Below are 22,376 nucleotides of genomic sequence, written 5' to 3'. Positions count from 1 at the left end.
TAAGCTACGTTTGGTATATAAGCGATGTCAACCACTGAAATCCCCGAAGCTGCTCAACCCCGTCGACGCATGTCCCGCGAGGATCGCCAGCGCCAGTTGCTCGACATGGCCTGGCAACTGATCCGTGAACAAGGCACCGACGCCCTGACCCTCGGCTATCTGGCAGAAAAGGCCGGCGTGACCAAACCGGTGGTCTACGACCATTTCAGCACCCGCGCCGGATTGCTCGCCGCGCTGTATCAGGATTTCGACCAGCGCCAGACCACGCTGATGGACACCGCGCTAGCCGATTGCGGCGCGACATTGACGGACACGGCGACGGTGATCGCCACGGCGTATGTCGATTGCGTGTTGACCCAGGGCAACGAGATTCCGGGCGTGATCGCCGCACTGGCGAGCACCCCGGAACTGGAGAAGATCAAGCGTGAATACGAGGCGATTTTCCTCGAAAAATGCCGCAGCGTGCTCTCGCCGTTCGCAACTGGCGGCGCGATTGCTCAGGCCGGATTGCGCGCCATGCTCGGTGCCGCTGAAGCATTGTCCAACGCAGCGGCCACCGGCGAAATCAGCGCCGCAGAAGCGCGCGATGAACTGTTTGCGAGCATCGTGGCGCTAGTCGAAAGAGCCGCTGCCGACGGTGTAACAGCCCAGGACTGATGCAATTTCAGAGAAACCCCGGCCTTGCCATGCGTATGCTGCGCGCGGCTGAATATCGTTCAATCAAAGAGCTTTGCAGCTGTTTGGATTTCTGGTGCAGAAATTTTTGGGCTTGACTTCGCGCCCTGCTGGCGCTTTCGCATTATGGAGCCATACTTTCAATGTTTTGCGAGTTCAGCCGTCACGCTTAACACGGACTCCAGGCGGCAGCAAAAGTAGTTCAGACGTTCTTGCGTATTACCGTCCAGGAAAAATCGATGTCGCGGAATTTTCCGCTTCAAGATATTGGTGACGATATGCGTAACCTCCGAACCATCGTGGTTCTCACCCTCGCCAGCACTCTAACTGCTTGCTCCTCTCATCTTGAGACTCGCGAGTTCGTCCCTGGTGGCTCGACGCCTACCGGTGTGCCGTACCGACTCTCTTTCACTCAGTACGATGTAACGGTCAAATGGCAGGCGACCGGATGCGATCCAGCGACGAATGATTTGACGATCAAAATCAACGCTTCTGTCGAGCAGAAGACGGCGCTTGAACCAAAACTTTATTACATCGACCCACGCTCAATCACCGGTTGGTTCAAAACCGGGGAGAGTTCCTTTGAGTGGTACCCCAATCGAGCAATCAAATCAGTAAATGCCTCGGCTGACGACAAGCTGGGCCAAGCCATCGTAAATGTAGCCACAGGAATCGGAAAAATCATCCCCGCTGTAATAGCTGGGGGGGCGTCTAAAAGCACCTGTACGAGCGCAATGGCCAAGAATGTTTACGCCGTGGATGCCGCCAAGGAAAGCGTCGACCGCAGCATTGAAGATGTCGACACAAAAACACTGGCGTTGACGCGATTGAATGCCCGGGTAGCATCCATGGGTTCAGGCGTTGATCGGGCGACAAGCAAGGCGAAATCCATAGCTTCGAATCAGTTGCGCGCTAGCTCTCTAAATCTCGAAAATGAAAAGCGCGCCTTGGAACAAGCTTTGAAAAAAGTGAGTTTCCAGCAGACTACGACTTGGCCGGATAGTCCCGACGAGCTCAAGTCAGTGACTGCGCTGAAACTGCCGATAATTTTTGTAAAAAAATGGGGGCTGTCCGCAGACGAGAGTCCGCTAGCCACAAAAACCATTAATGATCTGGACGTCTACTTCAAACTCTCACCGACCCAAACTACGGCATATCCTTCATCAAAACCGATCAAAATGGATACCGAACGAGTTGGTGAAGAAGTGGTTACCGTTCATGGATGGGATGGGGTTCCATATAGGGAACCAGTAAATGCAACATTAACTATCTGTGCAAAAAAAGCATGCGCACAACCCCAATCGGTTGTCATCGATACTATTGATGTGCGGTCACTGCAATTGGGTCCACTGTTTGTAATGCCGTTTGAAGGACGCGCCTTTGCGTCCAACAAGGCATCAGCCATTTTTGCACAGGATGGCACCTTGAATTCTGCTGGGTATTCGCAGCTCCGGTCGACAGTAGAGGGGGTCACCGAAACGCTTAAATCCTCTGCGGAACAGCTGGCACCGGCGATTACCGCAGAGAAAGAGGAAGAACTGCGCAGCCTCACATTGAAAACAAAAACTGCAAAAGCCAAAAAGGAACTAGAAGACGCCCGAGCCAAACCGACCGTGGATGAAAGCCTTCTGAAGTCATTGGAAAGCGACTTGGCCTTGGCGGAAGCCGAAACAAAATTGCTCAATGCGCAAAAGGCACTGGATGCTGCTAGGAATGGAGGTGCGCAATGAGTCCCTCGAAAATCAAGAATGCTAATCACAATCCCGAACTGAAAGCAGCGTTACTGGAAAAACAGCTGAGCTGGAAAGTCGTGGAACAACAAGCTCCTCGCTTCATTGCCGAACCAGCAACATTTAATGCTCACACAGTTACCCTCGACGCTGATACAACGGACGTTTTCGCCAAACATTTCGACGTTGTTTTTCCTTCCATTCCCGATACATCCAATATTCAACCAGTCAAGTTCCAAGGAGACACACAAGCCTGTACCAGTTTTGCTCTCGCGTCCACAATAGAAGATCGGCTGCGATTGACCGAGCAGGTCAAACTCACAGTGTCAGCACATTACATCCACTTCTGTATCGCCAAATTGTCTTTAGATAGTCCGTGGGACTTGACCTACGCCATGAAATACGATGTGCCCGACGCTAACTTCGCCTTATCCGAGCCCGGCGACGCTCAAAGCCTGCCGGCACAGTGCAGTGTAAGAAAAGTGGCGGTAAGCCTGAAGAATATATCGCCGGTTATTGGCGACATTGCAGCTCGCACTGCTCTGCAAAAGGGACCGATCATCGCATCTATGGAAGATTGGGAAGATTTCCACAAATTTTATGGTGGAGGTATTTACCGACATGCTTCGGGGGGGGAAAGGCAATCGCACACAATTGAAGTCATCGGCTTTGATAGCGAGAGTTGGATCGTAAAAAACAGCTGGGGGACTTCTTGGGGGGAAGGTGGCTTGGCCAGAATTGCATTTGGTGAATGCAACCTTTTCAAGTTGGCAGCCTTCAGCTTCGAGCCCGAATTGATCTGACGCAAGAATGTCGTGCTTCCATATAGCCTCGATCCGTGCTCCCGACACGGATCGAGTCATAACCCCTTCATGCTGCCAACAGCGACGACGCGACTCAGTGCAGAATCAGACGCTGGCGCACGAAATCTTCGGTGCGCCGCGTGACCTGATCCAGATGCCGATCACGCTGTTTCTCGGCATCGAGCATCGCCCGCTTGCCGTGTTTTTGCAGCAGATAGGTGTGAATCTGCTGCACTTCCAGCGAACGATAAATCGGCGTGGTGTCGATGAAACCGCTCAAGCCGTTAGTGCGATAAGAGCGGGTGTTCATCAGCACTTGTGTGGCGCGCTGGCCGAGCACTTCAAAGCCCAGCGCTTCGAAATACGGGACTTTGCCCACGGTGCAGGTCAGCTCGGCATGCGGATAACGCCCGACCATTTCCGCGATCATCGAGCGCGCCACGCCTTGATGCCGATGGCCCTCGCGAACCGCCAGATAGGCCACATTGCATGCTTCCCAATCGCCCTGCACCGGCAGGTACAACAGGAAACCGATGACTTGTTCCGGGTCGTCATCGTCGGTGGCGACCAGCAATTCCACGTCCATGCCCTTCTCGCCGTTCAACGCCTCCAGATACAAATGCACCTCGTAGCCGACCGCGTACTGATAGACGTTGTACAGCAGGTTGCTCGGGCCGAGGCCGACCGCGCTGATGTCGGTCAGGTAATCGACGACCATCTGCAAGATCTGGCTGTTGACGCCTTCGGGGCATGGCGATTTGTAGTGGGTGATGCGGGGCATGGCGAACGGACTCCGGCGGAAAACCCGGCCATCATACCGCGCCTGTGCGTTCCAGACCGAGCGGCCTCACTGCTGCGGCGCGACAACCTTGAACTTGATCGCAATGTCCTTGGACACCACGCTGTCCGCCCACTCCCCCGCGCCGAGGCCGAACTCGTCGCGCTTGAGCACCAGCTCGCCATCAAAAATGCCAATGGCGTTACCCGGTTTCAGTTCCACTGGAACCTGCACTTCGCGGGTGACGCCTTTGAGGGTGAGCTGGCCGACGATCAGATATCGGTTGTCGCTGACCTGGCTGAATCGCGTTGATTCGAAGACCGCCACCGGGAATTTCGCCGTATTGAACCACGCCGGTTTCACCAGCTCTGTGTTGGCGTCGTCGCTGCCGGCATCGATGCTGGTCAGGTCGATGTGCAGGGTGGTGCGGGCGTTAGCGAGATTGGCGGTATCGAATTCGAGGGTCGCGTCGAACTTGCCAAAAGTGCCGTACATCCGCGAGCCCATCTGGTTGTAGGTGAAACTGATCTGGCTGGCGGTGGCATTGACGCGGGTGTACTCGCCCGCCTGCGCCGCTGGCATGACGATCAGGCAACATGCGGCGGCCAGCAACAATCGGATCGACATGGGATTTCTCCGGCGTGCAAGTGGCGCCTCGGTTGACTTAAGCAAACATCCGCCGGTATCGCCAGTTCGAAATCAGCCCCGCGTAGAGGTCGTCAAACCAGGCGCTGGATCTTCTGATGCTGCCAGACCACTTTGTAATACAGCGTCTGCAACACCAGCATGCCCAGATACGCCACCGGAAACGCCATCCACACACCCTGCAATCCAAAGTGCCCATCCAGCCAGTATGCGGCCGGCAATTGCACGCCAACCACGCAGACAATCGCAATCGCCATTGGCACCAACACCGTGCCACTGGCGCGCATGATCCCGCCGATGATCGCCTGGAAGCCGAACACCAACAGACTCCAGAGCATGATGTGCAGCAGATGCTCGGCCATCACCCGCGTTGAGTCCTCGGTGAGGAACAAGCCCAGCAGCCAGTGCGACAACAGGTAACCGAGCACGATCAGACCACCCGTCAGGCATACGTTGATCCACAACCCGGTGCGCAGAATCGGCCCCATGCGCTCCAGCCGTCCGGCGCCAATCGCCTGAGCGGCGAGGATCGACGCGGTGATCGAAATCGACAGCGCCGGAAACTGCACGTAATTGACGATCTGCGTCACCGCGCCATACGCGGCGGTCGCTTGCGAACCGTGCTGGTTGACCAGCGCCAGAATCACCAGCTCCGACAGCGACAGCACGATCATCTGCACCCCGGTCGGCAGACCAATGCGCAATACCTTGCCGAGAATTGCCCCGTCCAGACGCAGTGATCTGAAAAATTCTCGATCCGGCGCCAGCGGATGGCTCGTGCGAATCAAACGCCACGACAGCCACGCCATCGCCGCGAGGTTCCCCGCCAAACCGGCATATGCCGCACTCTGAATGCCCATCTGTGGCAAACCGAACCAGCCACGGATCAGCGCCGGCGTCAGCGCCAGTCCAACGCAGGTCGACACCACCAGCGCCAGCAGCGGCGTAAGCGTATCGCTGACCCCGCGCAGCAATTGCGTGAACAACACGAACACCAGCAACGACGGCAAGATCCACATCATCACGTGCGCGTAGGCCACCGCATCATCCAGCACATCCGCCGGCGTCCCCAGCCCCTGCAACGCGGAGCGCGCAAACACACTGCCCAACACCGCCGCGACCAACCCGATCAACACCCCGAGCAACAGCGTTGCCCCCGCAATGGCCTTGACCATATGCGTCTCGCGCGCGCCCCACGCCTGCCCGATCAACACCCCGGCCCCGGCGCCGAGACCGATCACCAGCGCGATGAAGAAGAACACCACCGGAAACATCCCCGAAACCGCCGCCAACGCCTGCGTCCCGAGCATCTGACCAATGTAGATACTGTTGATCGTGCCGGACATCGATTGCAGAAAGTTCGACAGGACCATCGGGGCGAGGAACAGCAGGTAGGTTTTCCAGAGGGAGTGGTTGGTGGGGGTTGGGGTTTGCATGGGCTGGAGGTCCATCTCGACTGCTGAAGGGCGATACAGAATAGCTTCGGTGAGTTGAAGGCGAGGTGCAATGAACATCTCATGGATTCTGACGCGCACCCTGCCACCGCAGAGCTGTGCATTCGCTCGCCAGCCCTCTAAATCAGGGCTTCTGCCTGTCATTGCCGGCGTCGATAGTCACCATCACGTCAATGAAGTTCTCATAAAAAATCCCGGGCGTAAGATCGGCTCCATACCAACCAACAACACCCCGGAGCACACGATCATGAAACGCCAAATCATCCTCAGCATCGCTTTCTCGGTTTTTGCACTTAACGCTTTTGCCGCTACTCACTCAGGCACCACGGTCGCTGAAGGCGGCTCTGACCGGTTGATTGAAAGTCGTGTGGCTGAGGGTGGTTCGGATCGTCTGATCGAACGCCGTGTGGCTGAAGGTGGCTCGGATCGTCTGATCGAACGCCGTGTGGCTGAAGGCGGCTCGGATCGTCTGATCGAACGCCGTGTTGCCGAAGGTGGCTCGGATCGGCTGATCGAACGTCGTGTTGCCTGATTGAATAAATCGCCCCAGCGCAACGCCCAATAAAAAGCCCGGCCTGATCAGCCGGGCTTTTTTGCGTCTGAACCGTCGCTTACTGAACGGTTTTCAGCTTGACCACGTCACCGGAAATCTTGGTGGTGTAGCCGGTCAGGACCCAGGCCCAGAACCAGTTTTCCTGGACTTGGGTGTTGATCATGGCATCGCCGCCCTTGGCTTTGATCGCAGCGTTCTGCGCGCGGACGAAGCGGCTGTTCTGCTGGATCGGGATCACGCCGAACAGCAGCAGGCCGGTAGCGGTGGCTTCGCTGTGGCCCAGCACGGTGTACTGGCTGCTGTCGTATTGTTTGGTGTTCATCGGGGTGCCGGTGCAACCTGCCAGAACCACACCGAACAGTGCGGTGGCGACTACTTTGCTGAGGTATTTCACTGCAAAAAAACTCCATGAGGAAACGCCCGGGATCCATCTCTCGGGCGGCGCACACTTTACCGGACGCGTCCGGGCGTTGGTATCGGCTTGATACGTTTGTTGAAATTGCGTTACTGGCCGCGCACCGTCGATTGCGCATACCATGCGGCCACGCCAATCAGAACAGAATCCGCCTGCCCATGATCAAAGCCAGCCTGCGTAGCCACCTGACACTCTGGTTTGCCGGTCTCTCCCTGCTGACGCTGTTGAGCGTGGGTTTCTACGTCGGCCACATCGCCACCGAACAGATGAAGCAGGCCAGCGGCAATGCGCTGTTGAGCACCGCGCGCTCGGCCGCCGTGTTGCTGGGCGAGCAGTTGCGCGAGCGGCAGTTGGAGGTCTACTTGCTCAGCCGCGCGCCGCATCTGGAGCGCGGCAATCTGGACAATCCGGCGATCCTCACTTCAATGGAGTTGCGCACTCGGGCGCGTGCCGAATATGCGTGGATGGGCGTGGTCGATGCCGAGGGCAAGGTGCATCAGGCGGTGAACGGTTTGCTGGTTGGCCAGTCAGTGCAGCAGCGACCATGGTTTCAGGCCGGGATGCGCAGCGAATACACCGGCGACCCGCATGAAGCAGTTCTCCTGGCCAAACTACTGCCGGGCTTACCCAATGGCGAGCCGCTGCGTTTCATCGATTTCGCCGCGCCGATTCACAACGCCGAAGGTCAGGTCATCGGTGTGCTCGGTGCCCACGCGCACTGGAGCTGGGTAACGCGAATCGTTGATTCGGCGGTTTCGCACAAGGGCGCGGCAGCGGACATCGAAGCGTTGATCATCGATCACGACGGCAAAGTCTTGTACCCCGAAGCACTGGTCGGTGAGCAACTGCCCGCAAGCGATCCGAAGTCGCAGGGCTGGACCGTCGGCAATGGTTTTCTGACCAGCATGGTGACGGTACCCACGCCGTCGAGTACCGCGTTGTCGTGGTCGATTGCCGTGCGTCAGCCACTGGAGGCCGCGCTGCAACCGGCGCGATTGCTGCTCTATAAATTATTGCTGCTGGGGGTTGTGGCTGCGGTGGTGTTCGGCTTGGTCGCCTATTACCTGGCGCTTTATCTAAGCCGCCCGATCGAGCAATTGGCGCGGTCGGCCAAACAGGTGCTGAACAACCAGCCGGGGGCGCATTTCCAGTTGCAGCATCCAGTGCGGGAGATTGCGCAGCTCGGCCAATCCATCGATGCCATGACTCAATCGCTGCTCGGCAAGGAGCGCGAACTGCAAGAAGCCAATGCTTCGCTGGAAGCGACTGTCGCGCAACGCACCGCTGCCCTCACCCAGGCCAACGCCGAGTTGTTGCAACTGGCGACCCACGATGCCCTGACCGGCGTATTCAACCGCCGGCGCTTCGACGAAAAGCTTACCGAATACAGCCTGCTGTTTCGCCGCACCGGCCGACCGTTCGCACTGCTGTTGATCGATGCCGACCACTTCAAGCGGATCAACGACAGCCACGGGCACGCGGTGGGTGATGAAGTGCTGCAGCAATTGGCGCAATTGATTCAGTCGACTACCCGCACCACCGATTTCGTCGCCAGATACGGTGGCGAAGAGTTCGCTGTTCTGCTGCCGGAAATCGCCAAACCAGACAGCCCCGACACCGTCGCCGAAAAGATTCGTGCAGCGGTCGCCGGGGCGGTTTTTCCTGTGGTCGGACATCTGACGGTGAGCATTGGCGTGGGCCTGGCCGACCCTGCCGACAACAACCAGACCGCGCTGATCAAACGCGCGGACCAGCAGCTGTATCAAGCGAAAGCCGCGGGTCGCAATCAGGTCGCTTGATCAGGTATTGGTTTTCAGTTTGGTCCACAGCCGCGTGCTCAACCGGGCAATCGATGCCGGCAGCTCTTCCACGGTGAACAACCTCTCCATCACGCTCTTCGGCGGATAAATCGCCAGATCTTCTTTCACCGCCGGGGTCACGAATTCATCGGCCGCCGCGTTGGGGTTGGCGTAGTGAATGCTGTTGCTGATGTTGGCGATTACCTTGGGTTCGAGCAGGTAGTTCATGTAGGTGTAGCCGTTCTTTTCATGCGGAGCGCTTTTGGGCATGACCACCATGTCGAACCACAAGGTCGTGCCTTCGTCAGGAATCGAATAGGCGATGTCGATTCCGTTTTTGGCTTCCTTGGCACTCGCCGCTGCCTGAACCACATCGCCGTTGAAGCCGATCACCGCGCAGACGTTGCCGTTGGCCAGATCACTGATGTACTTCGACGCATGGAAGTACTGCACGTACGGACGGATTTTCAGCAGTGCCTGTTCAGCTTTTTTGTAATCGGCCGGTTCATGGCTGTGCGCTGGCAGGCCCAGATAGTTGAGGGTGATCGGCAACACCTGGGTCGGGTTGTCGATGATCGCCACGCCGCACTGGCTCAACTTCTTGATGTTGTCTTCGTCGAAAAACAGCTTCCACGACTTGGTCACATCGGTGTTGCCGAAGATCGCCTTGATCTTCTCGACGTTGTAACCGATGCCCGCCGTGCCCCACATGTACGGATAACCGTACTGGTTGCCGGGGTCGTTGACCTCAAGTTTTTTCAGCAATAGCGGGTCGAGGTTTTTCCAGTTCGGCAGTTGCGACTTGTCGAGTTTCTGGATCGCTCCGGCCTTGATCAGCCGCGACAAGAAGTGGTTGGACGGGCTGACCACGTCGTAACCGGTGTTGCCGGTCATCAACTTCGATTCGAGCACTTCATTGCTGTCGTGGATGTCATAAGTAGCCTTGATCCCGGTGGCCGTGGTGAAACTGACCAGGGTGTCATCGGCGATGTAGCCGTTCCAGTTGGAGATGTTGACGGTTTCGTCGGCCAGAGCGGCCGTCGAACCTGTAGCGAGCAAGACCGCCAGCGAGAGTGTGTGGATGCGCATGTTCTGTCACCTGGGTTGAGTGTTTTTTGTTGTTGTCTGGATTGCTGAAAGTCAGATTTCGCTTCTGGCCCTGACGGCCTCCACGCGCATACGCAGCATGGCACCGATATCGAAAAACGGGCGCGGCGGCAGCCAGCCGGGTTCGGCGCGTTGCATCACCTGTTGCAGCAATGGCGAGTCGACGCCCGACGCCAGTTCCGCCAGCAACCGCCCCCACAAAGTGCCGCGCGCCACGCCGGAACCGTTGCACCCGGCGACGGCAAACACGCCCTCTTCCACCCGGTCGAAATACGCCTGACCACTGCGCGTCGCACTCAAGTGACCGGTCCAGGTGTACTGAATGTCTTGCACGCCGAGAAACGGAAAACGCCGTTGCAGGCCACGCACATGGTGTTGCTGGCGCAAGGCGAGGTCGCTGTTGGACAGGTCGCGCGTGCGGTATTCGGCGGTGTTACGGATCATCACCCGGCGATCCGGCGTCAGCCGTACGGTGGCGCCAAGCGGCCGGGTCGAGAGCACGCCCCAGGGCTCTGGAGCGCCGATGGCTTGAAATTCTGCATCACTGAGCGGGCGCGTCAGGCTGGCGCTGAGTTCCATGGGAAATGTGGCGCTGTCGGCGATGCCTACCCGCGGAATGAAAGCGTTGAGGCAGACCAATACACGTTGAGCTTCGATGCAGCCTTCGGTGCTATTGGCGCGCAGACGTCCCTGGCTCAGGCGTTCCAGACCCGTGATATCGGTGTCTTCGAACACGGTGACATTGGCCGGAAGCGCACTGAGCAAACCCTGCACGTACTTGGCCGGTTGCAACAACGCATTGCCTTTACCGCACCAGATCGCCGCTTGATAGTGAGCAGTCCCGAGTTTGCGACTCAGTTGCTCACCCTCAAGAAATTCTGCGCTGGCGCCAAGTGCCCGCAGCGTGGCCAGTTTGGTGCCGACCTGATTGAGTTTGGCCGGATCATTCACCGCGAAGAAGTAACCGCTGTCACGGAAATCGCAGTCGATGGCATGCCGGGCGATACGCTGGCGCACTTCTTCGCTCGCTGCGCGGGAAATGCCGGTGTCGATTTCAAATCCGGCGTACCCGGCCACGTCGATCAGCTCGCTTTCGGCCGGATGTTCGTGGGCCACGACGAAACCCGAGTTGCGCGCCGATGCGCCCTGCGCCGCGCGCTGCCGATCGACCACCACGATGCGCGCCTGAGGGTGCATTTCAGCCAGGTTATGCGCGGCGCTGAGCCCGGTGATGCCGGCGCCAATCACCAGCCAGTCAGCCTTCTGCGCGCCACTCAGGCGACCGCGTGCCGGAGAGTTTCCGGTCTGAGCGATCCAGCCACATACGTTTTCCATGCAACACCTCATTCGACTGTCGTTCGGCGGCTTGCCTTCTGTCCCTCGCCATGCGTGAATCGCATGCGCAGGTGGTGAAGATCGCCGCCAGAGCTAGAATCTATTAGGTCTTTGCAGCGCCAACCAACGTTATAAAATCATCGAGCCATTCCGAAAGCGCATGGATAAAATTCGTCACGTCCCGTCCCTGCAAGCCATGCAAGCGCTGGTGGAAGTCGCCGACTCCGGCAGCTTCACTCAGGCCGCGCAGAAGCTGTGTCTGACCCAAAGCGCCGTCAGCCGGCAGATTCAGCAACTGGAAAGTCATTTCAATGTCGCGCTGTTCCTGCGTACCAGCCGCAGCCTGCGCCTGACCCCGGAAGGCGAACAGGTGCTGGCCAGCGCGCGCAATATCCTCGCTGAACTGAAAACCCTGGAAGAGCGCCTCGCCCCGCAGAAGCGCCCGTTCCGCATTCGCATGCATGTGTCGTTGGCGGTACGTTGGCTGTTGCCGAAACTCAGCGACTTTTATCTGCGTCATCCCGAGATATCGCTGGCAATTGAAACAGTCGCCACTGAAGTCGTCGAACCGGCCAGCGACAGCGATGCGTACATCCTTTATTTGCCGACGCCGTCCAACGCTGCCGATTGCCTGACGCTATTTCAGGAAACGCTGGTGCCGGTGTGCGCCCCAACCCTGGCCGGGGCGCCGCGCTCGGTGGAAGATCTGCTGCGTTTCCCATTGCTGCACCGCTCGGCGGATCGGCAAGCGTGGATTGAATGGCTGGCAGCCAACGACGGCAAAGCGCTGGAGGATTACCGGCACATCCCGTTCAACCTCGATGAGTTGGCACTGGATGCAGCGGCACGAGGATTGGGCGTGGCAGTGACGGACATGACGCTCGCGGCGGAATCCCTTGAACGCGGCGTGTTAGTGGTGCCGTTTGGCCAGCCGCTGAAAACCGGGGGGATTTATTCGCTGTGTTTGCAGCCGGCGGCTTCGTCGCATCCGGCATGTGGGGTAGTGCTGGAATGGTTTGCCGGCAAGGCGGAAAACGACTGCAAATAAGCCAGCAAATTATCAATCTTCTCCTGGTCACTCAGCCCCCAGAAAATCATCCGCGTGCCCGGCACCACGCCTTTCGGATCTTGCAGATACGCCGTCAAGGTCGCGGTATCCCAAGTCACGCCGGAGTTTTTCATCGCGTCGGAATAGACATAGTTGGCCGATGTCCCGGCAGCTCGGCCGAAGATGTCATTGAGCACCGGGCCGAATCCCGGGCGGGCGGATTCGCCGACCTGATGGCAGCCGCCGCACAGGCGCGGAAAGATTTTGCTGCCGGCCTCGGCGTCTCCAACCGCGAGGGCTGGGGTGCTGAGCAGGCAGGCGTTGAAGAAAATCAAGAAGGCAAAGCTTTTCATCAGGGTTCCGGATCAGTAAATCGGCGGTGCAAGGGTAACAACTTTGTGGCGAGGGAGCTTGCTCCCGCTGGGTCGCGAAGCGGCCCTCGCTTTTCATCGCAATAGCCGGGGCCTGCTGCGCAGTCCAGCGGGAGCAAGCTCCCTCGCCACAGGAATTCATTCAACTCGGGCTAGGTGTAAGCACCGACAATCTGCCGGACTTTGCTCAACGCCTCGCGCAACACATCCATATCCACCGACCCCAACGCAAGGCGAATTGCATGTGGGACATGGGCCGATACGGTGAATGGCTCCGCGCTGGTCACCGAGACCTGCGCCTGCATCAACTCGACCACAATCTGATCCGCCCGCACATCTTCCGGCAACGGCAGCCAGACGAAATACGAGGACGGATGGCCAATGGTCGGCAAGCCTTTGAGGATTTCGGCGGCCAGCGCTTGGCGTGCCCGGGCATCATTGCGTTTCTGCGCTTCCAGCGCGATGACAGTGCCGTCGTCGAGCCAGCCGCAGGCGATGGCAGTCATCACACCCGGCGTATTCCAGGTGGTTGCGCGGATAATCCGCTCCAGCGCCGGCACCATGGGCACTGGCGCGGCGATAAAACCTACACGTAAACCGGTGGCGATATTTTTTGATAGGCCCGATACGTAAACCGTCCGCTCCGGCGCCAGGTCGGCCAACGGCGGCGGTGGGTTATCGACCAGAAACGCGTAGGCCGCGTCTTCGATTATGGTCAGATCATGCCGGCGGGCAACGGACACCAGTTCTTCACGCTGCGCCCGCGACATCACCCAACCCAGCGGATTGTGCAGGGTCGGCATGCTGTAAACCGCACGCACCGGTCGGCTACGGCAGAGTTTTTCCAAGGCGGCCAAATCCGGGCCATCAGCGCTGACAGGGATCGCCACCAGCTCCAGATGCAGCGCTTCGGCCAGCACCTTGAACCCCGAATAGGTCAGGGCGTCAGCGGCGATCACGTCACCGGGTTTGAGCAGCGCCATCAGCGTTACTGCGAGTCCCTGTTGCGCGCCGTTGACGATCAACACCTGCTCGGCCTCGACACTCAATCCGCGAGTTTGCAAATGCCGAGCGACCGAGGCCCGTTCATGCTGACGTCCGGCATGAGGCTGATAGCGCAGCAGCGCCTCGAGATCGCCGGACAACGCCAATTGTCGCAACGCAGTGCGCAACATATCCGCCTGACCGGGTAACGACGGGTAGTTGAAATTCAGGTCGATCATCCCGACCGCGACGTCTTTCTGATCAATGCCCTGCCCCGTCGACAACGATGTCTCGCGCACAAACGTGCCACGCCCGGTTTCGCCGCTGACCAGGCCCATCGCCTCCAGCTCGGCGTAAACCCGTGAAGCAGTCACCAGCGCCAGACCTTCGCTGGCTGCCAGTTGCCGGTGAGTGGGCAGGCGCGTGCCTGGCGCCAGTTGCCCGGAACGAATGTCCGCGGCGTAAGTGTCGACCAGGGTCTTGTAACGGGAGCGCGGCATGTCGAGGTGTATCCATGACAATTCTTTGATTGTCCTGATTCTCAGCCATAGGATCGAAACCACGCAACCCCACAACCGAGCACGACTTCGAATGGAACGAACATCGAATCTGACCAACCCGGCCCTGGAAAAAACCAGCGGCTGGGTCAACGGCTTCATCGGCGTGCTGATCTTTAGCGGCTCGCTACCGGCTACACGGCTCGCGGTGCTGGAGTTCGATCCGGTGTTTCTCACTGTTCTGCGCGCAACCATCGCCGGCGTCTTGGCGCTGTGCTTGTTGTGGGCGTTCCGTGAACGGCGCCCGGCGCGCAATCAGTGGCTGTCGTTATTGATCGTGGCGCTGGGCGTGGTGCTCGGTTTTCCGTTGCTCACGGCACTGGCGCTGCAATACGTGACGTCAGCACATTCGATTGTGTTTGTAGGATTGCTGCCGCTGACCACGGCGATTTTCGGCGTGCTGCGTGGCGGTGAACGGCCACGACCGGTGTTCTGGATCTTTTCGGTATTGGGCAGCGCGCTGGTGGTCGGTTTCGCTGTTTCCCAGGGACTGAGCGCCTCGCCCACCGGTGATTTGCTGATGCTGGCGGCGATTATCGCGTGCGGCCTCGGTTACGCCGAAGGCGCAAAACTTTCGCGCGCTCTCGGTGGCTGGCAGGTAATTTGTTGGGCGCTGGTGTTGGCGTTGCCGCTGATGGCCGTGCTCAGTCTGTGGCTCGCACCCGCTTCGTTCAGCGGTATCAGCGTTTCGGCGTGGGTGTGCCTTGGCTACGTCTCGCTGTTCAGCATGTTGATCGGGTTTGTGTTCTGGTATCGCGGTCTGGCGCAGGGCGGGATTGCGGCGGTCGGCCAGCTGCAGCTGTTGCAGCCGTTTTTTGGCTTGGCGCTAGCGGCGACGTTACTGCATGAGCAGGTCAGCCTCGGCATGCTGCTGGTCACTTTGGGGGTGATTCTGTGTGTGGCCGGGGCGAAGAAGTTCGCCAGGTAGCCCTCAACTGGCACTGGCCTTCCAATCACGCGGACTCAACCCGGTCTTGCGCCGAAACGCCCGGGCCAGCGCCGAAGGACTTTCATAACCGACCTCTTCGGCAATCAGCGCAATCGGCCGGCCTTCGCGCAGACGTTTCTGCGCGAGGCTGACGCGCCAGCTCAACAAATAATCCAGCGGCGTCTGCCCCACCACCCGGCGAAATTGCTCGGCAAAACCGGCGCGCGACAGATTGGCGACGGCCGCCAGTTCGGCAACGCTCCAGGCTTTGGCCGGTTGCTCATGCATCAAACTCAAGGCACGGGAAAGTCGTGGATCGGCCAGCCCCGCCATCATCCCCGGACGTTGATCGCGACTGCTGATGATGTGCCGCAACAACAGAATCACCAGCAGTTCGAACAGCCGATCCATCACCGCTTCGCGCCCGCAATGTCCGTCGAACGCTTCCTTGAACAGCCATTCCAGCGTGCTGCCGAGTTCAGGAATGTCAGCGAGTTTCAGCACCAGATAATCCGGCAAAGCCGCCGCCAACGCGTTGCCGGCGCCGCCGTCGAAGGTCAGCGATGCACACACCAGTTGCGTGCCCATGGCTTCATCGGCGAACAGCCGATGGGCAAACGGTCGCGGAAAGAAAATCAGCGTCGGTTGATTCAGGGTGATTTGCGGCTCATTGCCCGGCTTCAGTAACAACTCGCCAGCCTGCAACAAGTGCACATGCCCGCATGTTTGCTCGCCGCCGTACGCGCTGATACCGCAGAAAGTCCCGCTATGGAAGGTGCCGGCATTGACGCCGAAATGACTGAGCAAGGTCGACAGGCGATCCATGGATGATTCCCCGGCAGGTTTGGACGATCTGTCGCATATCCTCGACGATATGCCGCCAAAGCACCAGCCGCGCTGCATAACATGAGCTCCATCCCCGGCGCACCTCGCGCCGGACTTTCGGAGAAACACCATGAGCCGCATCAGCCCAGTCAGCCTCGAAACCACCACCGACGCCACCCGCACCGTGCTTGAAGGCGTGCAAAAGAAAATCGGCTTTCTGCCGAACCTGTTCGCCACCCTGGCCACCGCGCCGGTAGCGCTGGATGCCTACGTGCAGATCTCCGCCACGCTAGGCAAAACCTCGCTGAGCGCCAAGGAAAAAGAAGCGGTGTACCTCGCCACCTCGCAGGTCAACGGCTGCGACTACTGCCTGGCGGCGCACACGTTTTTTGGCGGCAAGGCCGGGCTGTCCGGGGAGGAAATTGTCGAAGCACGACACGGTCGGCTGAATGCCTTCGCCGCCCTCGCCCAACAATTGACTGAAACCCGTGGACACTTGAGCGCCGAGCAGATTTCGGCCGCACGCGCAGCGGGTATCGACGACAAGAAGATCATCGAAGTAATCGCCATCGTCGCCGCGCAGACGCTGACCAATTACCTCAACAACGTCGCCCTGACCGACATCGACTTTCCCGCCATCGATGCCTGATCAGTGACTGGGGTTGATCTCACTCGTGATCAACCCCGGCACGTTTGAGCAGTTTCTTGCAGCGTTCCGACAGATGAAATACCTGCAAATGTTTGCCAGCCTTCTCATAGCGTTCGCGCAAGGTTTTCAGCGCAGCAATCGCCGAATAATCGACGAAACTCAGATGCCGGCAATCCAGCGTCACCCGATCAGGATCGCTGGCCGGGTCGAACTGGTTGAGAAACGGTGTGGTCGAGGCGAAAAACAGCGTGCCATGCAGCCGATAAAGTTTGCTGCCGTCGGCCTCTAGATGCTCGTCCGCATACAGTTCGCGTGCCTGTTGCCAGGCGAAGTTCAGCGCTGCGATGATGATCCCGCACAACACCGCTGTCGCAAGATCGGTGAACACTGTGATGGTGGTCACAGCGATGATCACCAGCACGTCGTTGAGCGGCACTTTGTTGAGCACGCGCAACGAGGCCCAAGCGAAGGTCTGCTGCGACACCACGAACATCACGCCGACCAACGCCGCCAGGGGAATGCGCTCGATCAGCGGTGACAGAAACAGAATGAACAACAGAATCAGCACGCCCGCGACCACGCCGGACAGGCGCCCGCGCCCGCCGGAACTGAGGTTGATCACGGTCTGGCCGATCATCGCGCAACCACCCATGCCACCAAACACACCCGAGACCATATTCGCCGCGCCGAGCGCCACGCATTCGCGATCCGGATAGCCACGGGTTTCGGTGATTTCGTCGGTCAGGTTCAGGGTCAGCAGGGTTTCCAGCAGGCCAACCATGGCCATCAAAATCGCGTAGGGCGCGATGATGCGCAGGGTTTCGAAATTCCACGGGATGTCCGGCAGCGCGAAGGTCGGCAGACCACCGGCAATGTGCGCCATGTCGCCCAAGGTGCGCGTCGGCAGGCCGAACAGGTAGACCAACAGGCCGACGCCGAGGATCGCCACCAATGCCGGCGGCACGGCCCGGGTCAGGCGCGGCAGGATGTAGACGATGGCCATGGTCAGCAGCACCAGCCCGGTCATCAGGTACAACGGCGTACCGCTGAGCCACTGCTCGCCGCTTTTGAAATGCTCCAGCTGCGCCAGCGCAATGATGATCGCCAGACCGTTGACGAAACCCAGCATCACCGGGTGCGGCACCATGCGCACCAGTTTGCCCAGGCGCAACAGCCCGAACGCCATCATGATCAAACCGCCGAGCAACACCGTCGCCAGCAGATACTGCACGCCCTGCTGCACCACCAGCGCAACGATCACCACCGCCATCGAACCTGCCGCGCCCGACACCATGCCCGGCCGACCGCCAAACAACGCAGTCAGCGTACAAATGATGAACGCGCCGTACAGGCCCATCAGCGGATTGAGGTGCGCCACCAGCGCAAACGCAATGCATTCGGGCAACAGGGCAAACGAGGTGGTGAGTCCGGCCAGGACATCGGCGCGCAGACGAATCGGTTTCATGGCTTACCTGACAGAGCGACCGACGAACGCGGCCGCTGAAATTCGCGGAGAAAAGAGGGTTGCGGATGTTACGCAAATGCGTGGGTGCGGGCCAGTGATCAGGGACTGTGCGCTGCACTCTGGGCAGCCTTTGGCGGTCGGACTCATTAGCGTGACGGTAGTCGTGCTGAAGAGGTGTCCGTACAAGCAAGTGAATTGGTATTTCACATGCCAACCAGACCAAAGAGTTTCATCGCTCGACAAACCCAAACGTCCAGTGGCTTGGCGCAATCGCTTGGAACGATCCAAGACCACATGTAGCGGTGGTTTCTTTGACATAAAAGGTTCGTTTAGCTGGTTAGACTCAAATGCAGCACACGCTAAGTGATCATCGAAAATACCCTCTGCAGTTTTCAACGATCGGCGTTGCCGTTGGGATTACTCGCTATCAGGCTGGCACCGCAGGCGGTTTTCATTCCGTGAAGCGCCACGGGCACACCACCGACATCCAGCGTGGCGCTTCCTTCAGATATGGGAAATGTTCCTTTGCATTTAGGACAGTCGACCTTATGTCCCACGCCAGACATGGGTTTGCCATATAAGTCAGTTTGGCTGAAAGCTTCAATTACGGTTCCGCCGTGACTGGTGGAGTCGCCGAGTCGAATGATATCCATGTCTCTTCCTTTGAGGTGCACCAACGAAGCTGACCCGTAAACGCTTAAAGGTTGCTTGCTTGACGAGCCCCTGCGGACCTGTGTGAACGCAGGGGTGTTGCTCGCATTCCTGTTGCGAACGGGAGATTGCCTGAATCAACTATCGGGATGTCCGCGATTAGTTGACCTACCTGCACTACCAGAAACGTATCTCTCCGCCCAGCATGAAAAGAATCAGTGCTAGGCCGGACTGTCCGAACAGCAGTGGGGCGATCGTAATCAGACCTTGAGCTACAACAGCAACTTTATATGGCCCCGACAAACCGTAGCGCTGCCAATACAGCGCATGCAGGACCATTGTCAGGCTGTTCGCTACCCAGACCGCGCCAATGGCCATCACGTAATTTTGCTGAGCGATACGCAGCACCATAAACAGCAAGCCAAATATCACGACCAGGACTGAAGCGACAGCAAGTCGAGAGTGATCCGGTTTGATCGAGTCGGTGCTAGGTGGGTGCATTACTTTTCCATCCATGTGTGCGTTCGAAGGGTTGATATGTACCAAGTGCTGATCAGCCCTAAAGCTTATCCATCCAGTCCTGGGAAGGTGGTAGCCCAGTCAGGAACTCCTCCAGAGCGTAGTCATTTGTTCCTGGCTTGGTGACCGGAGTTGATGTCACCGGGCTAGGAGGACTAATGAGGGGTTTTCCACCTGATGGTGGCGTCAGGGCTCCTGGACGAAAGCGCACGCTTTCAATTATGGCGTCCCAGATCTCGAAGAACTCTGCCTCGGTTGGGCCTCCAGAAACATCTTCAAAATTAGGAAACTCGCCCAATGTCGATGGTTTTCTAGATGTCAGATAGGTAGTGTCCATACCCAAATTAACACTTGGCAATGGCGTAGGAGTTCCACGTCCGACAAAGTTCCATTCACCGCCAACATTCGTTTTGAATTCTTGTGGGCCTTTGCCTTCTGTTCCACCCATGACGTATTCCTCGCCATCCATCTCTCCAACAACACGCGTTGCAGCTCGATATTCTTTGCGCCCAGCAACGACACTCGGGTCCGCGAGCATGCGAGCTATTAATCCAGCACTTTCCCTGTCGGCTTCACGACGCCGTTCAAGCATAGGCTGCTCAGGCTCCCATATCATTCCGTGTCGCACTACCACGCCCAAGTTGCGAGGCAGCGTAAATCCCCAGCTCACCTCTTCCTGATCACCGTTGGCGAGATCGTAGTACCCATCCACGAATGCGCCGCTCAAGCATAAGCCAGGGCGACTCGGTATTTCATCCGCTGCTCGCGCATGCAGTCGAGGAAACAGTTTGGCAATGGCATCTTTGCTATTGAGTGATGGGGTGATTTTGAAGAGAGTGCCGTCGCGCCATAGGTAGCCTTCGGCTTGGTGAAAAAGCTGCTGCACGACAGTCTCGTCATCCTCAGCCAAACCATCCACGTGTTCAAACTCATAGACAAAGACGGCTCCTCCCTCGGGCGTTGCAATGCGTTCCGAGGGTCGCAGATAAGCTTTTCCATTGTTGTCTGTCTTGATTGCCAGCACTTCTTGCCATCGGCGCTCAACTAGCTCGTCGTATTGCTGCTGGGTGACGTCAGTAGTCACGGAAAGTGCCATGTTGCCTAATTGCGCTCCACTTGCCTGGGAGGTCCAAGTGGTCCCTTTTGGCAGGTCGATTAGTAACCGACCGACGCAGTAGGTCTGCATATTTTGTGTCAAGTCACTCATGGTATGGCTCTGGTTGGAATGGGGTAAGCGCCACTGGTGCCATCCGTATGCGGATGCCCCCAGTATTGAGACTACAAGGGCAACGATTAGAAAATGGCGGCGAGCGATCATGCCGAGAGCTTCTTGGCATTGGCACCTATTCTCAGAACCGAATACAGCGTTAGGTTCTGTACGTTGCGGTTCTTGTAGGAGCCCTGATGGTCATAGCCTGTCATACGGGCAGCGAACACTGCTTGCTCCGCAGCGTCTTCGGCGGCATGTGCAGGCACGGTGCCGTCGCCCGCTTGATCCTGGCCTTGAAGATCTGCGAAGTAACCATCCCCACGGGTGTTATGGCCAATTCCCACACCGTACTGGTTAATCAACTGGTCCTCGCTGATGTCATCAACCATCCACGCTCGCCCTTCGTGATTTTCACCCCTCAGTCGCAGAGACAAAGCATGTTCGCGTGAGGGCGTCGGAACGGGGGTAGCGGGCATTCCTGGCTTATGGGAAGGGATAACTCCAGTGCCAAGTTTCCATGTGACTCGATGGAACGCCTGATGACTGCTATCTGCCCCGTAATGAACGAAGCTGTTGGGGTGATAATAAGTACCTAGCCCAGCGTGAAAAGACTTTGCTTGACTGAGCATTTTTTCATAGTTGCTCCAAGCGCTGGCTAGCGTACCCGGGGATGAATTCCCGATTGGATTTATCCAGGCGGCATCCATCAGTTTCCACCACGCGTTCTTCTTTAAGTAAATCTGCGTGTATGGATCTGGCCCAGTAGGCATCTGAAATAATTCTTTTCCATTGCAAGTGATGCTCAACCAACCAGTGCCATAACGCTGATTAGGTAACAACTCCAAGGGCCCCGCAGCATTTGCAAAGATTGGCATGATCTTTTTGCCAGTCCCGCCGAGCCCAATGGCCCCTGCCATATCCTCCCATCCCGCTCGAACACGACGATAGGCGGTTGCTGCACCGATGGCTGGTTGGACACCGTGAACCACGCCTTGGATCAGGTTTGGGTTGCGCTTGGCACACATGCGCGCCACTAATCCACCCATGGAGTGAGTGACCAAAATCACACCATGCTCACACTTAACGCCCAGCTCTTTTCTGCATCGTTCAAGAACGGCTTGGATTCGACCTGCAAGATAGTCAGCGGCTTGGGCATTGGAGTTGAGCCAGTTGTAACCCACCGCATACACGGGGTACCGAAATTCAGCCGCAGCTTTCAATGCTTCTGGTTTCAGTGGACTGTAGCCCTTGAGCTCGCCCCAAGCCGGGGCATTATTTGGCACCGCAGCCATAACCCCTGGGTAGGGTTTGCCCTCCGGGGTTGCAATGAAACGTAGCTGTACTTCAAGGAAGTTAAGAATACTCCCATACGAATCGAGCGACACGGATCCCCAACCACGATTCCTTGCCTCTTGAACCGGCAAGGTACTGACAAATTTGCTCACCGTTTCAAGATCGGAATCCTGAGGATTCGACAGCGCGCGGGTTAGTTGCGGATCGAGCAGCTGCTTGCGTTCGACCGGGGTCAAACTGTTGTAGCTTTTCCATTTGGTGACTCCCGCGACCCAACCAGCGGCATCGTCGGGAAACCACGCCCATCGATTATCGTTACCCATGATGCGAGCATTAGCGCCTGTCGCTAATAACGGACTGCCCATGATGCCGGGAACAAAAATGATGGGGATGGCTTTGTCCGGAGGTGCATGGACTTCAGCGCGGACGTTGTTAGATGTGCGGCTCATGGTCACACGCGCGGTAACGTTTCCGTCCGGGCCAATTTGGGTTGGCACTGGCCTTGTTGGCTCACTCATTAGGCTCTCCCTGCCTTGTTTTGACGACTTTAAATGTGGATTCTGACTTTTCCGATATAGGGAT

At 57.9% G+C, this 22,376-nt stretch carries 20 protein-coding genes and 2 pseudogenes; 8 read left to right on the top strand and 14 right to left on the bottom strand.

What is annotated here, in order from left to right:
* Positions 1 to 24: 24 nt before the first annotated feature.
* The 3 genes from ACP7EE_RS17200 (at position 25) to ACP7EE_RS17190 (ending at position 3,208) form a co-directional block, all read left to right on the top strand.
* Positions 25 to 657 (top strand): TetR/AcrR family transcriptional regulator, encoded by a 633-nt coding sequence (locus ACP7EE_RS17200; protein ID WP_426235489.1) that lies wholly within the window; start codon positions 25 to 27, stop codon positions 655 to 657.
* Positions 658 to 887: 230 nt separating this feature from the next.
* Positions 888 to 2,405: a hypothetical protein gene (locus tag ACP7EE_RS17195; RefSeq protein WP_426235487.1), complete on the top strand. Its 1,518-nt coding sequence runs from the start codon at positions 888 to 890 to the stop codon at positions 2,403 to 2,405.
* Positions 2,402 to 3,208 (top strand): C1 family peptidase, encoded by an 807-nt coding sequence (locus ACP7EE_RS17190; protein ID WP_426235485.1) that lies wholly within the window; start codon positions 2,402 to 2,404, stop codon positions 3,206 to 3,208. The genes ACP7EE_RS17195 and ACP7EE_RS17190 overlap by 4 nt, the downstream gene beginning before the upstream one ends.
* Positions 3,209 to 3,302: 94 nt before the next feature.
* On the opposite strand, the gene ACP7EE_RS17185 is transcribed toward ACP7EE_RS17190, so the two are convergent.
* From ACP7EE_RS17185 to ACP7EE_RS17175, 3 genes are all read right to left on the bottom strand, one after another.
* Positions 3,303 to 3,989 (bottom strand): GNAT family N-acetyltransferase, encoded by a 687-nt coding sequence (locus tag ACP7EE_RS17185; protein WP_426235483.1) that lies wholly within the window; start codon positions 3,987 to 3,989, stop codon positions 3,303 to 3,305.
* Between the two features lie 66 nt (positions 3,990 to 4,055).
* Complete coding sequence (locus ACP7EE_RS17180) at positions 4,056 to 4,613, bottom strand: YceI family protein (protein ID WP_426235481.1); 558 nt, start codon at positions 4,611 to 4,613, stop codon at positions 4,056 to 4,058.
* Positions 4,614 to 4,705: 92 nt separating this feature from the next.
* Positions 4,706 to 6,067, bottom strand: a complete 1,362-nt coding sequence (locus ACP7EE_RS17175) for an MATE family efflux transporter (RefSeq protein ID WP_426235479.1) — start codon at positions 6,065 to 6,067, stop codon at positions 4,706 to 4,708.
* A 265-nt stretch (positions 6,068 to 6,332) separates the two neighbouring features.
* Between ACP7EE_RS17175 and ACP7EE_RS17170 the strand changes: the two are divergent.
* Positions 6,333 to 6,614 (top strand): annotated as a pseudogene (locus ACP7EE_RS17170) (hypothetical protein); the annotation flags it as partial.
* 82 nt (positions 6,615 to 6,696) lie between these two features.
* Here ACP7EE_RS17170 and ACP7EE_RS17165 read toward each other — a convergent pair.
* Positions 6,697 to 7,032 carry a hypothetical protein gene (locus ACP7EE_RS17165; RefSeq protein ID WP_426205360.1) on the bottom strand — a complete coding sequence of 112 codons (336 nt, stop codon included), beginning with the start codon at positions 7,030 to 7,032 and terminating at the stop codon, positions 6,697 to 6,699.
* A 179-nt stretch (positions 7,033 to 7,211) separates the two neighbouring features.
* Between ACP7EE_RS17165 and ACP7EE_RS17160 the strand changes: the two genes are divergently transcribed.
* On the top strand, positions 7,212 to 8,852 hold the full coding sequence (locus tag ACP7EE_RS17160) for a sensor domain-containing diguanylate cyclase (RefSeq protein WP_426235477.1): 1,641 nt from the start codon (positions 7,212 to 7,214) through the stop codon (positions 8,850 to 8,852).
* Here the strand turns inward: ACP7EE_RS17160 and ACP7EE_RS17155 are convergent, their stop codons facing one another.
* Together ACP7EE_RS17155 and ACP7EE_RS17150 are read right to left on the bottom strand one after the other, a co-directional pair.
* Entirely contained in the window at positions 8,853 to 9,941 is a 1,089-nt protein-coding gene (locus ACP7EE_RS17155; RefSeq protein ID WP_426235474.1) for a polyamine ABC transporter substrate-binding protein, read from the bottom strand. It abuts the gene before it with no gap.
* Between the two features lie 51 nt (positions 9,942 to 9,992).
* Positions 9,993 to 11,294 carry an NAD(P)/FAD-dependent oxidoreductase gene (locus tag ACP7EE_RS17150; protein ID WP_426235472.1) on the bottom strand — a complete coding sequence of 434 codons (1,302 nt, stop codon included), beginning with the start codon at positions 11,292 to 11,294 and terminating at the stop codon, positions 9,993 to 9,995.
* 160 nt (positions 11,295 to 11,454) lie between these two features.
* On the opposite strand from ACP7EE_RS17150, the gene ACP7EE_RS17145 reads away from it, so the two are divergent.
* Entirely contained in the window at positions 11,455 to 12,342 is an 888-nt protein-coding gene (locus ACP7EE_RS17145) for a LysR substrate-binding domain-containing protein (protein WP_426205364.1), read from the top strand.
* Here ACP7EE_RS17145 and ACP7EE_RS17140 read toward each other — a convergent pair.
* Both ACP7EE_RS17140 and ACP7EE_RS17135 read right to left on the bottom strand, forming a co-directional pair.
* Positions 12,324 to 12,695 (bottom strand): annotated as a pseudogene (locus ACP7EE_RS17140) (c-type cytochrome); the annotation flags it as partial. The gene ACP7EE_RS17145 and the pseudogene ACP7EE_RS17140 sit on opposite strands and share 19 nt — an antisense overlap.
* A 170-nt stretch (positions 12,696 to 12,865) precedes the next feature.
* A complete protein-coding gene (locus ACP7EE_RS17135) occupies positions 12,866 to 14,197 on the bottom strand; it encodes a PLP-dependent aminotransferase family protein (RefSeq protein WP_426235470.1) in 1,332 nt (443 codons plus the stop codon).
* Positions 14,198 to 14,288: 91 nt separating this feature from the next.
* On the opposite strand from ACP7EE_RS17135, the gene ACP7EE_RS17130 reads away from it, so the two are divergent.
* A complete protein-coding gene (locus ACP7EE_RS17130; RefSeq protein ID WP_426235468.1) occupies positions 14,289 to 15,182 on the top strand; it encodes a DMT family transporter in 894 nt (297 codons plus the stop codon).
* Between the two features lie 3 nt (positions 15,183 to 15,185).
* On the opposite strand, the gene ACP7EE_RS17125 is transcribed toward ACP7EE_RS17130, so the two are convergent.
* On the bottom strand, positions 15,186 to 16,007 hold the full coding sequence (locus tag ACP7EE_RS17125) for a cupin domain-containing protein (protein WP_426235466.1): 822 nt from the start codon (positions 16,005 to 16,007) through the stop codon (positions 15,186 to 15,188).
* A 130-nt stretch (positions 16,008 to 16,137) separates the two neighbouring features.
* Here ACP7EE_RS17125 and ACP7EE_RS17120 point away from each other — a divergent pair, with 130 nt between their 5' ends.
* Positions 16,138 to 16,656 carry a carboxymuconolactone decarboxylase family protein gene (locus tag ACP7EE_RS17120; protein ID WP_420648936.1) on the top strand — a complete coding sequence of 173 codons (519 nt, stop codon included), beginning with the start codon at positions 16,138 to 16,140 and terminating at the stop codon, positions 16,654 to 16,656.
* Between the two features lie 19 nt (positions 16,657 to 16,675).
* On the opposite strand, the gene ACP7EE_RS17115 is transcribed toward ACP7EE_RS17120, so the two are convergent.
* The 5 genes from ACP7EE_RS17115 to ACP7EE_RS17095 all read right to left on the bottom strand — a co-directional run bounded on the left by ACP7EE_RS17115 (position 16,676) and on the right by ACP7EE_RS17095 (position 22,312).
* The gene (locus ACP7EE_RS17115) at positions 16,676 to 18,121 is read right to left on the bottom strand and encodes a SulP family inorganic anion transporter (protein ID WP_426235463.1); all 1,446 of its coding nucleotides are present in this window, start codon (positions 18,119 to 18,121) and stop codon (positions 16,676 to 16,678) included.
* A 392-nt stretch (positions 18,122 to 18,513) separates the two neighbouring features.
* Complete coding sequence (locus tag ACP7EE_RS17110) at positions 18,514 to 18,774, bottom strand: PAAR domain-containing protein (RefSeq protein WP_426205369.1); 261 nt, start codon at positions 18,772 to 18,774, stop codon at positions 18,514 to 18,516.
* A 175-nt stretch (positions 18,775 to 18,949) separates the two neighbouring features.
* On the bottom strand, positions 18,950 to 19,273 hold the full coding sequence (locus ACP7EE_RS17105; protein WP_426235461.1) for a hypothetical protein: 324 nt from the start codon (positions 19,271 to 19,273) through the stop codon (positions 18,950 to 18,952).
* A 58-nt stretch (positions 19,274 to 19,331) separates the two neighbouring features.
* Positions 19,332 to 20,498 (bottom strand): T6SS immunity protein Tli4 family protein, encoded by a 1,167-nt coding sequence (locus ACP7EE_RS17100; protein WP_426205371.1) that lies wholly within the window; start codon positions 20,496 to 20,498, stop codon positions 19,332 to 19,334.
* Between the two features lie 107 nt (positions 20,499 to 20,605).
* A complete protein-coding gene (locus ACP7EE_RS17095) occupies positions 20,606 to 22,312 on the bottom strand; it encodes an esterase/lipase family protein (RefSeq protein WP_426205372.1) in 1,707 nt (568 codons plus the stop codon).
* Positions 22,313 to 22,376 lie beyond the last annotated feature (64 nt).

The sequence above is a fragment of the Pseudomonas sp. TWP3-2 genome (assembly GCF_049897765.1).
Taxonomy (GTDB): Bacteria; Pseudomonadota; Gammaproteobacteria; order Pseudomonadales; family Pseudomonadaceae; genus Aquipseudomonas.
Note: the sequence above shows the minus strand (reverse complement) of the source record. Positions and strands in the feature narration are given on the sequence as shown.

Excerpts from the sequence above, each read along its gene's own strand:
- ACP7EE_RS17200 (WP_426235489.1), top strand. The coding sequence starts at position 25 with ATGTCAACCACTGAAATCCCCGAAGCTGCTCAACCCCGTCGACGCATG.
- ACP7EE_RS17190 (WP_426235485.1), top strand. The coding sequence starts at position 2,402 with ATGAGTCCCTCGAAAATCAAGAATGCTAATCACAATCCCGAACTGAAA.
- ACP7EE_RS17185 (WP_426235483.1), bottom strand. The coding sequence starts at position 3,989 with ATGCCCCGCATCACCCACTACAAATCGCCATGCCCCGAAGGCGTCAAC.
- ACP7EE_RS17180 (WP_426235481.1), bottom strand. The coding sequence starts at position 4,613 with ATGTCGATCCGATTGTTGCTGGCCGCCGCATGTTGCCTGATCGTCATG.
- ACP7EE_RS17175 (WP_426235479.1), bottom strand. The coding sequence starts at position 6,067 with ATGCAAACCCCAACCCCCACCAACCACTCCCTCTGGAAAACCTACCTG.
- ACP7EE_RS17160 (WP_426235477.1), top strand. The coding sequence starts at position 7,212 with ATGATCAAAGCCAGCCTGCGTAGCCACCTGACACTCTGGTTTGCCGGT.
- ACP7EE_RS17155 (WP_426235474.1), bottom strand. The coding sequence starts at position 9,941 with ATGCGCATCCACACACTCTCGCTGGCGGTCTTGCTCGCTACAGGTTCG.
- ACP7EE_RS17150 (WP_426235472.1), bottom strand. The coding sequence starts at position 11,294 with ATGGAAAACGTATGTGGCTGGATCGCTCAGACCGGAAACTCTCCGGCA.
- ACP7EE_RS17145 (WP_426205364.1), top strand. The coding sequence starts at position 11,455 with ATGGATAAAATTCGTCACGTCCCGTCCCTGCAAGCCATGCAAGCGCTG.
- ACP7EE_RS17135 (WP_426235470.1), bottom strand. The coding sequence starts at position 14,197 with ATGCCGCGCTCCCGTTACAAGACCCTGGTCGACACTTACGCCGCGGAC.
- ACP7EE_RS17130 (WP_426235468.1), top strand. The coding sequence starts at position 14,289 with ATGGAACGAACATCGAATCTGACCAACCCGGCCCTGGAAAAAACCAGC.
- ACP7EE_RS17125 (WP_426235466.1), bottom strand. The coding sequence starts at position 16,007 with ATGGATCGCCTGTCGACCTTGCTCAGTCATTTCGGCGTCAATGCCGGC.
- ACP7EE_RS17120 (WP_420648936.1), top strand. The coding sequence starts at position 16,138 with ATGAGCCGCATCAGCCCAGTCAGCCTCGAAACCACCACCGACGCCACC.
- ACP7EE_RS17115 (WP_426235463.1), bottom strand. The coding sequence starts at position 18,121 with ATGAAACCGATTCGTCTGCGCGCCGATGTCCTGGCCGGACTCACCACC.
- ACP7EE_RS17110 (WP_426205369.1), bottom strand. The coding sequence starts at position 18,774 with ATGGATATCATTCGACTCGGCGACTCCACCAGTCACGGCGGAACCGTA.
- ACP7EE_RS17105 (WP_426235461.1), bottom strand. The coding sequence starts at position 19,273 with ATGCACCCACCTAGCACCGACTCGATCAAACCGGATCACTCTCGACTT.
- ACP7EE_RS17100 (WP_426205371.1), bottom strand. The coding sequence starts at position 20,498 with ATGAGTGACTTGACACAAAATATGCAGACCTACTGCGTCGGTCGGTTA.
- ACP7EE_RS17095 (WP_426205372.1), bottom strand. The coding sequence starts at position 22,312 with ATGAGTGAGCCAACAAGGCCAGTGCCAACCCAAATTGGCCCGGACGGA.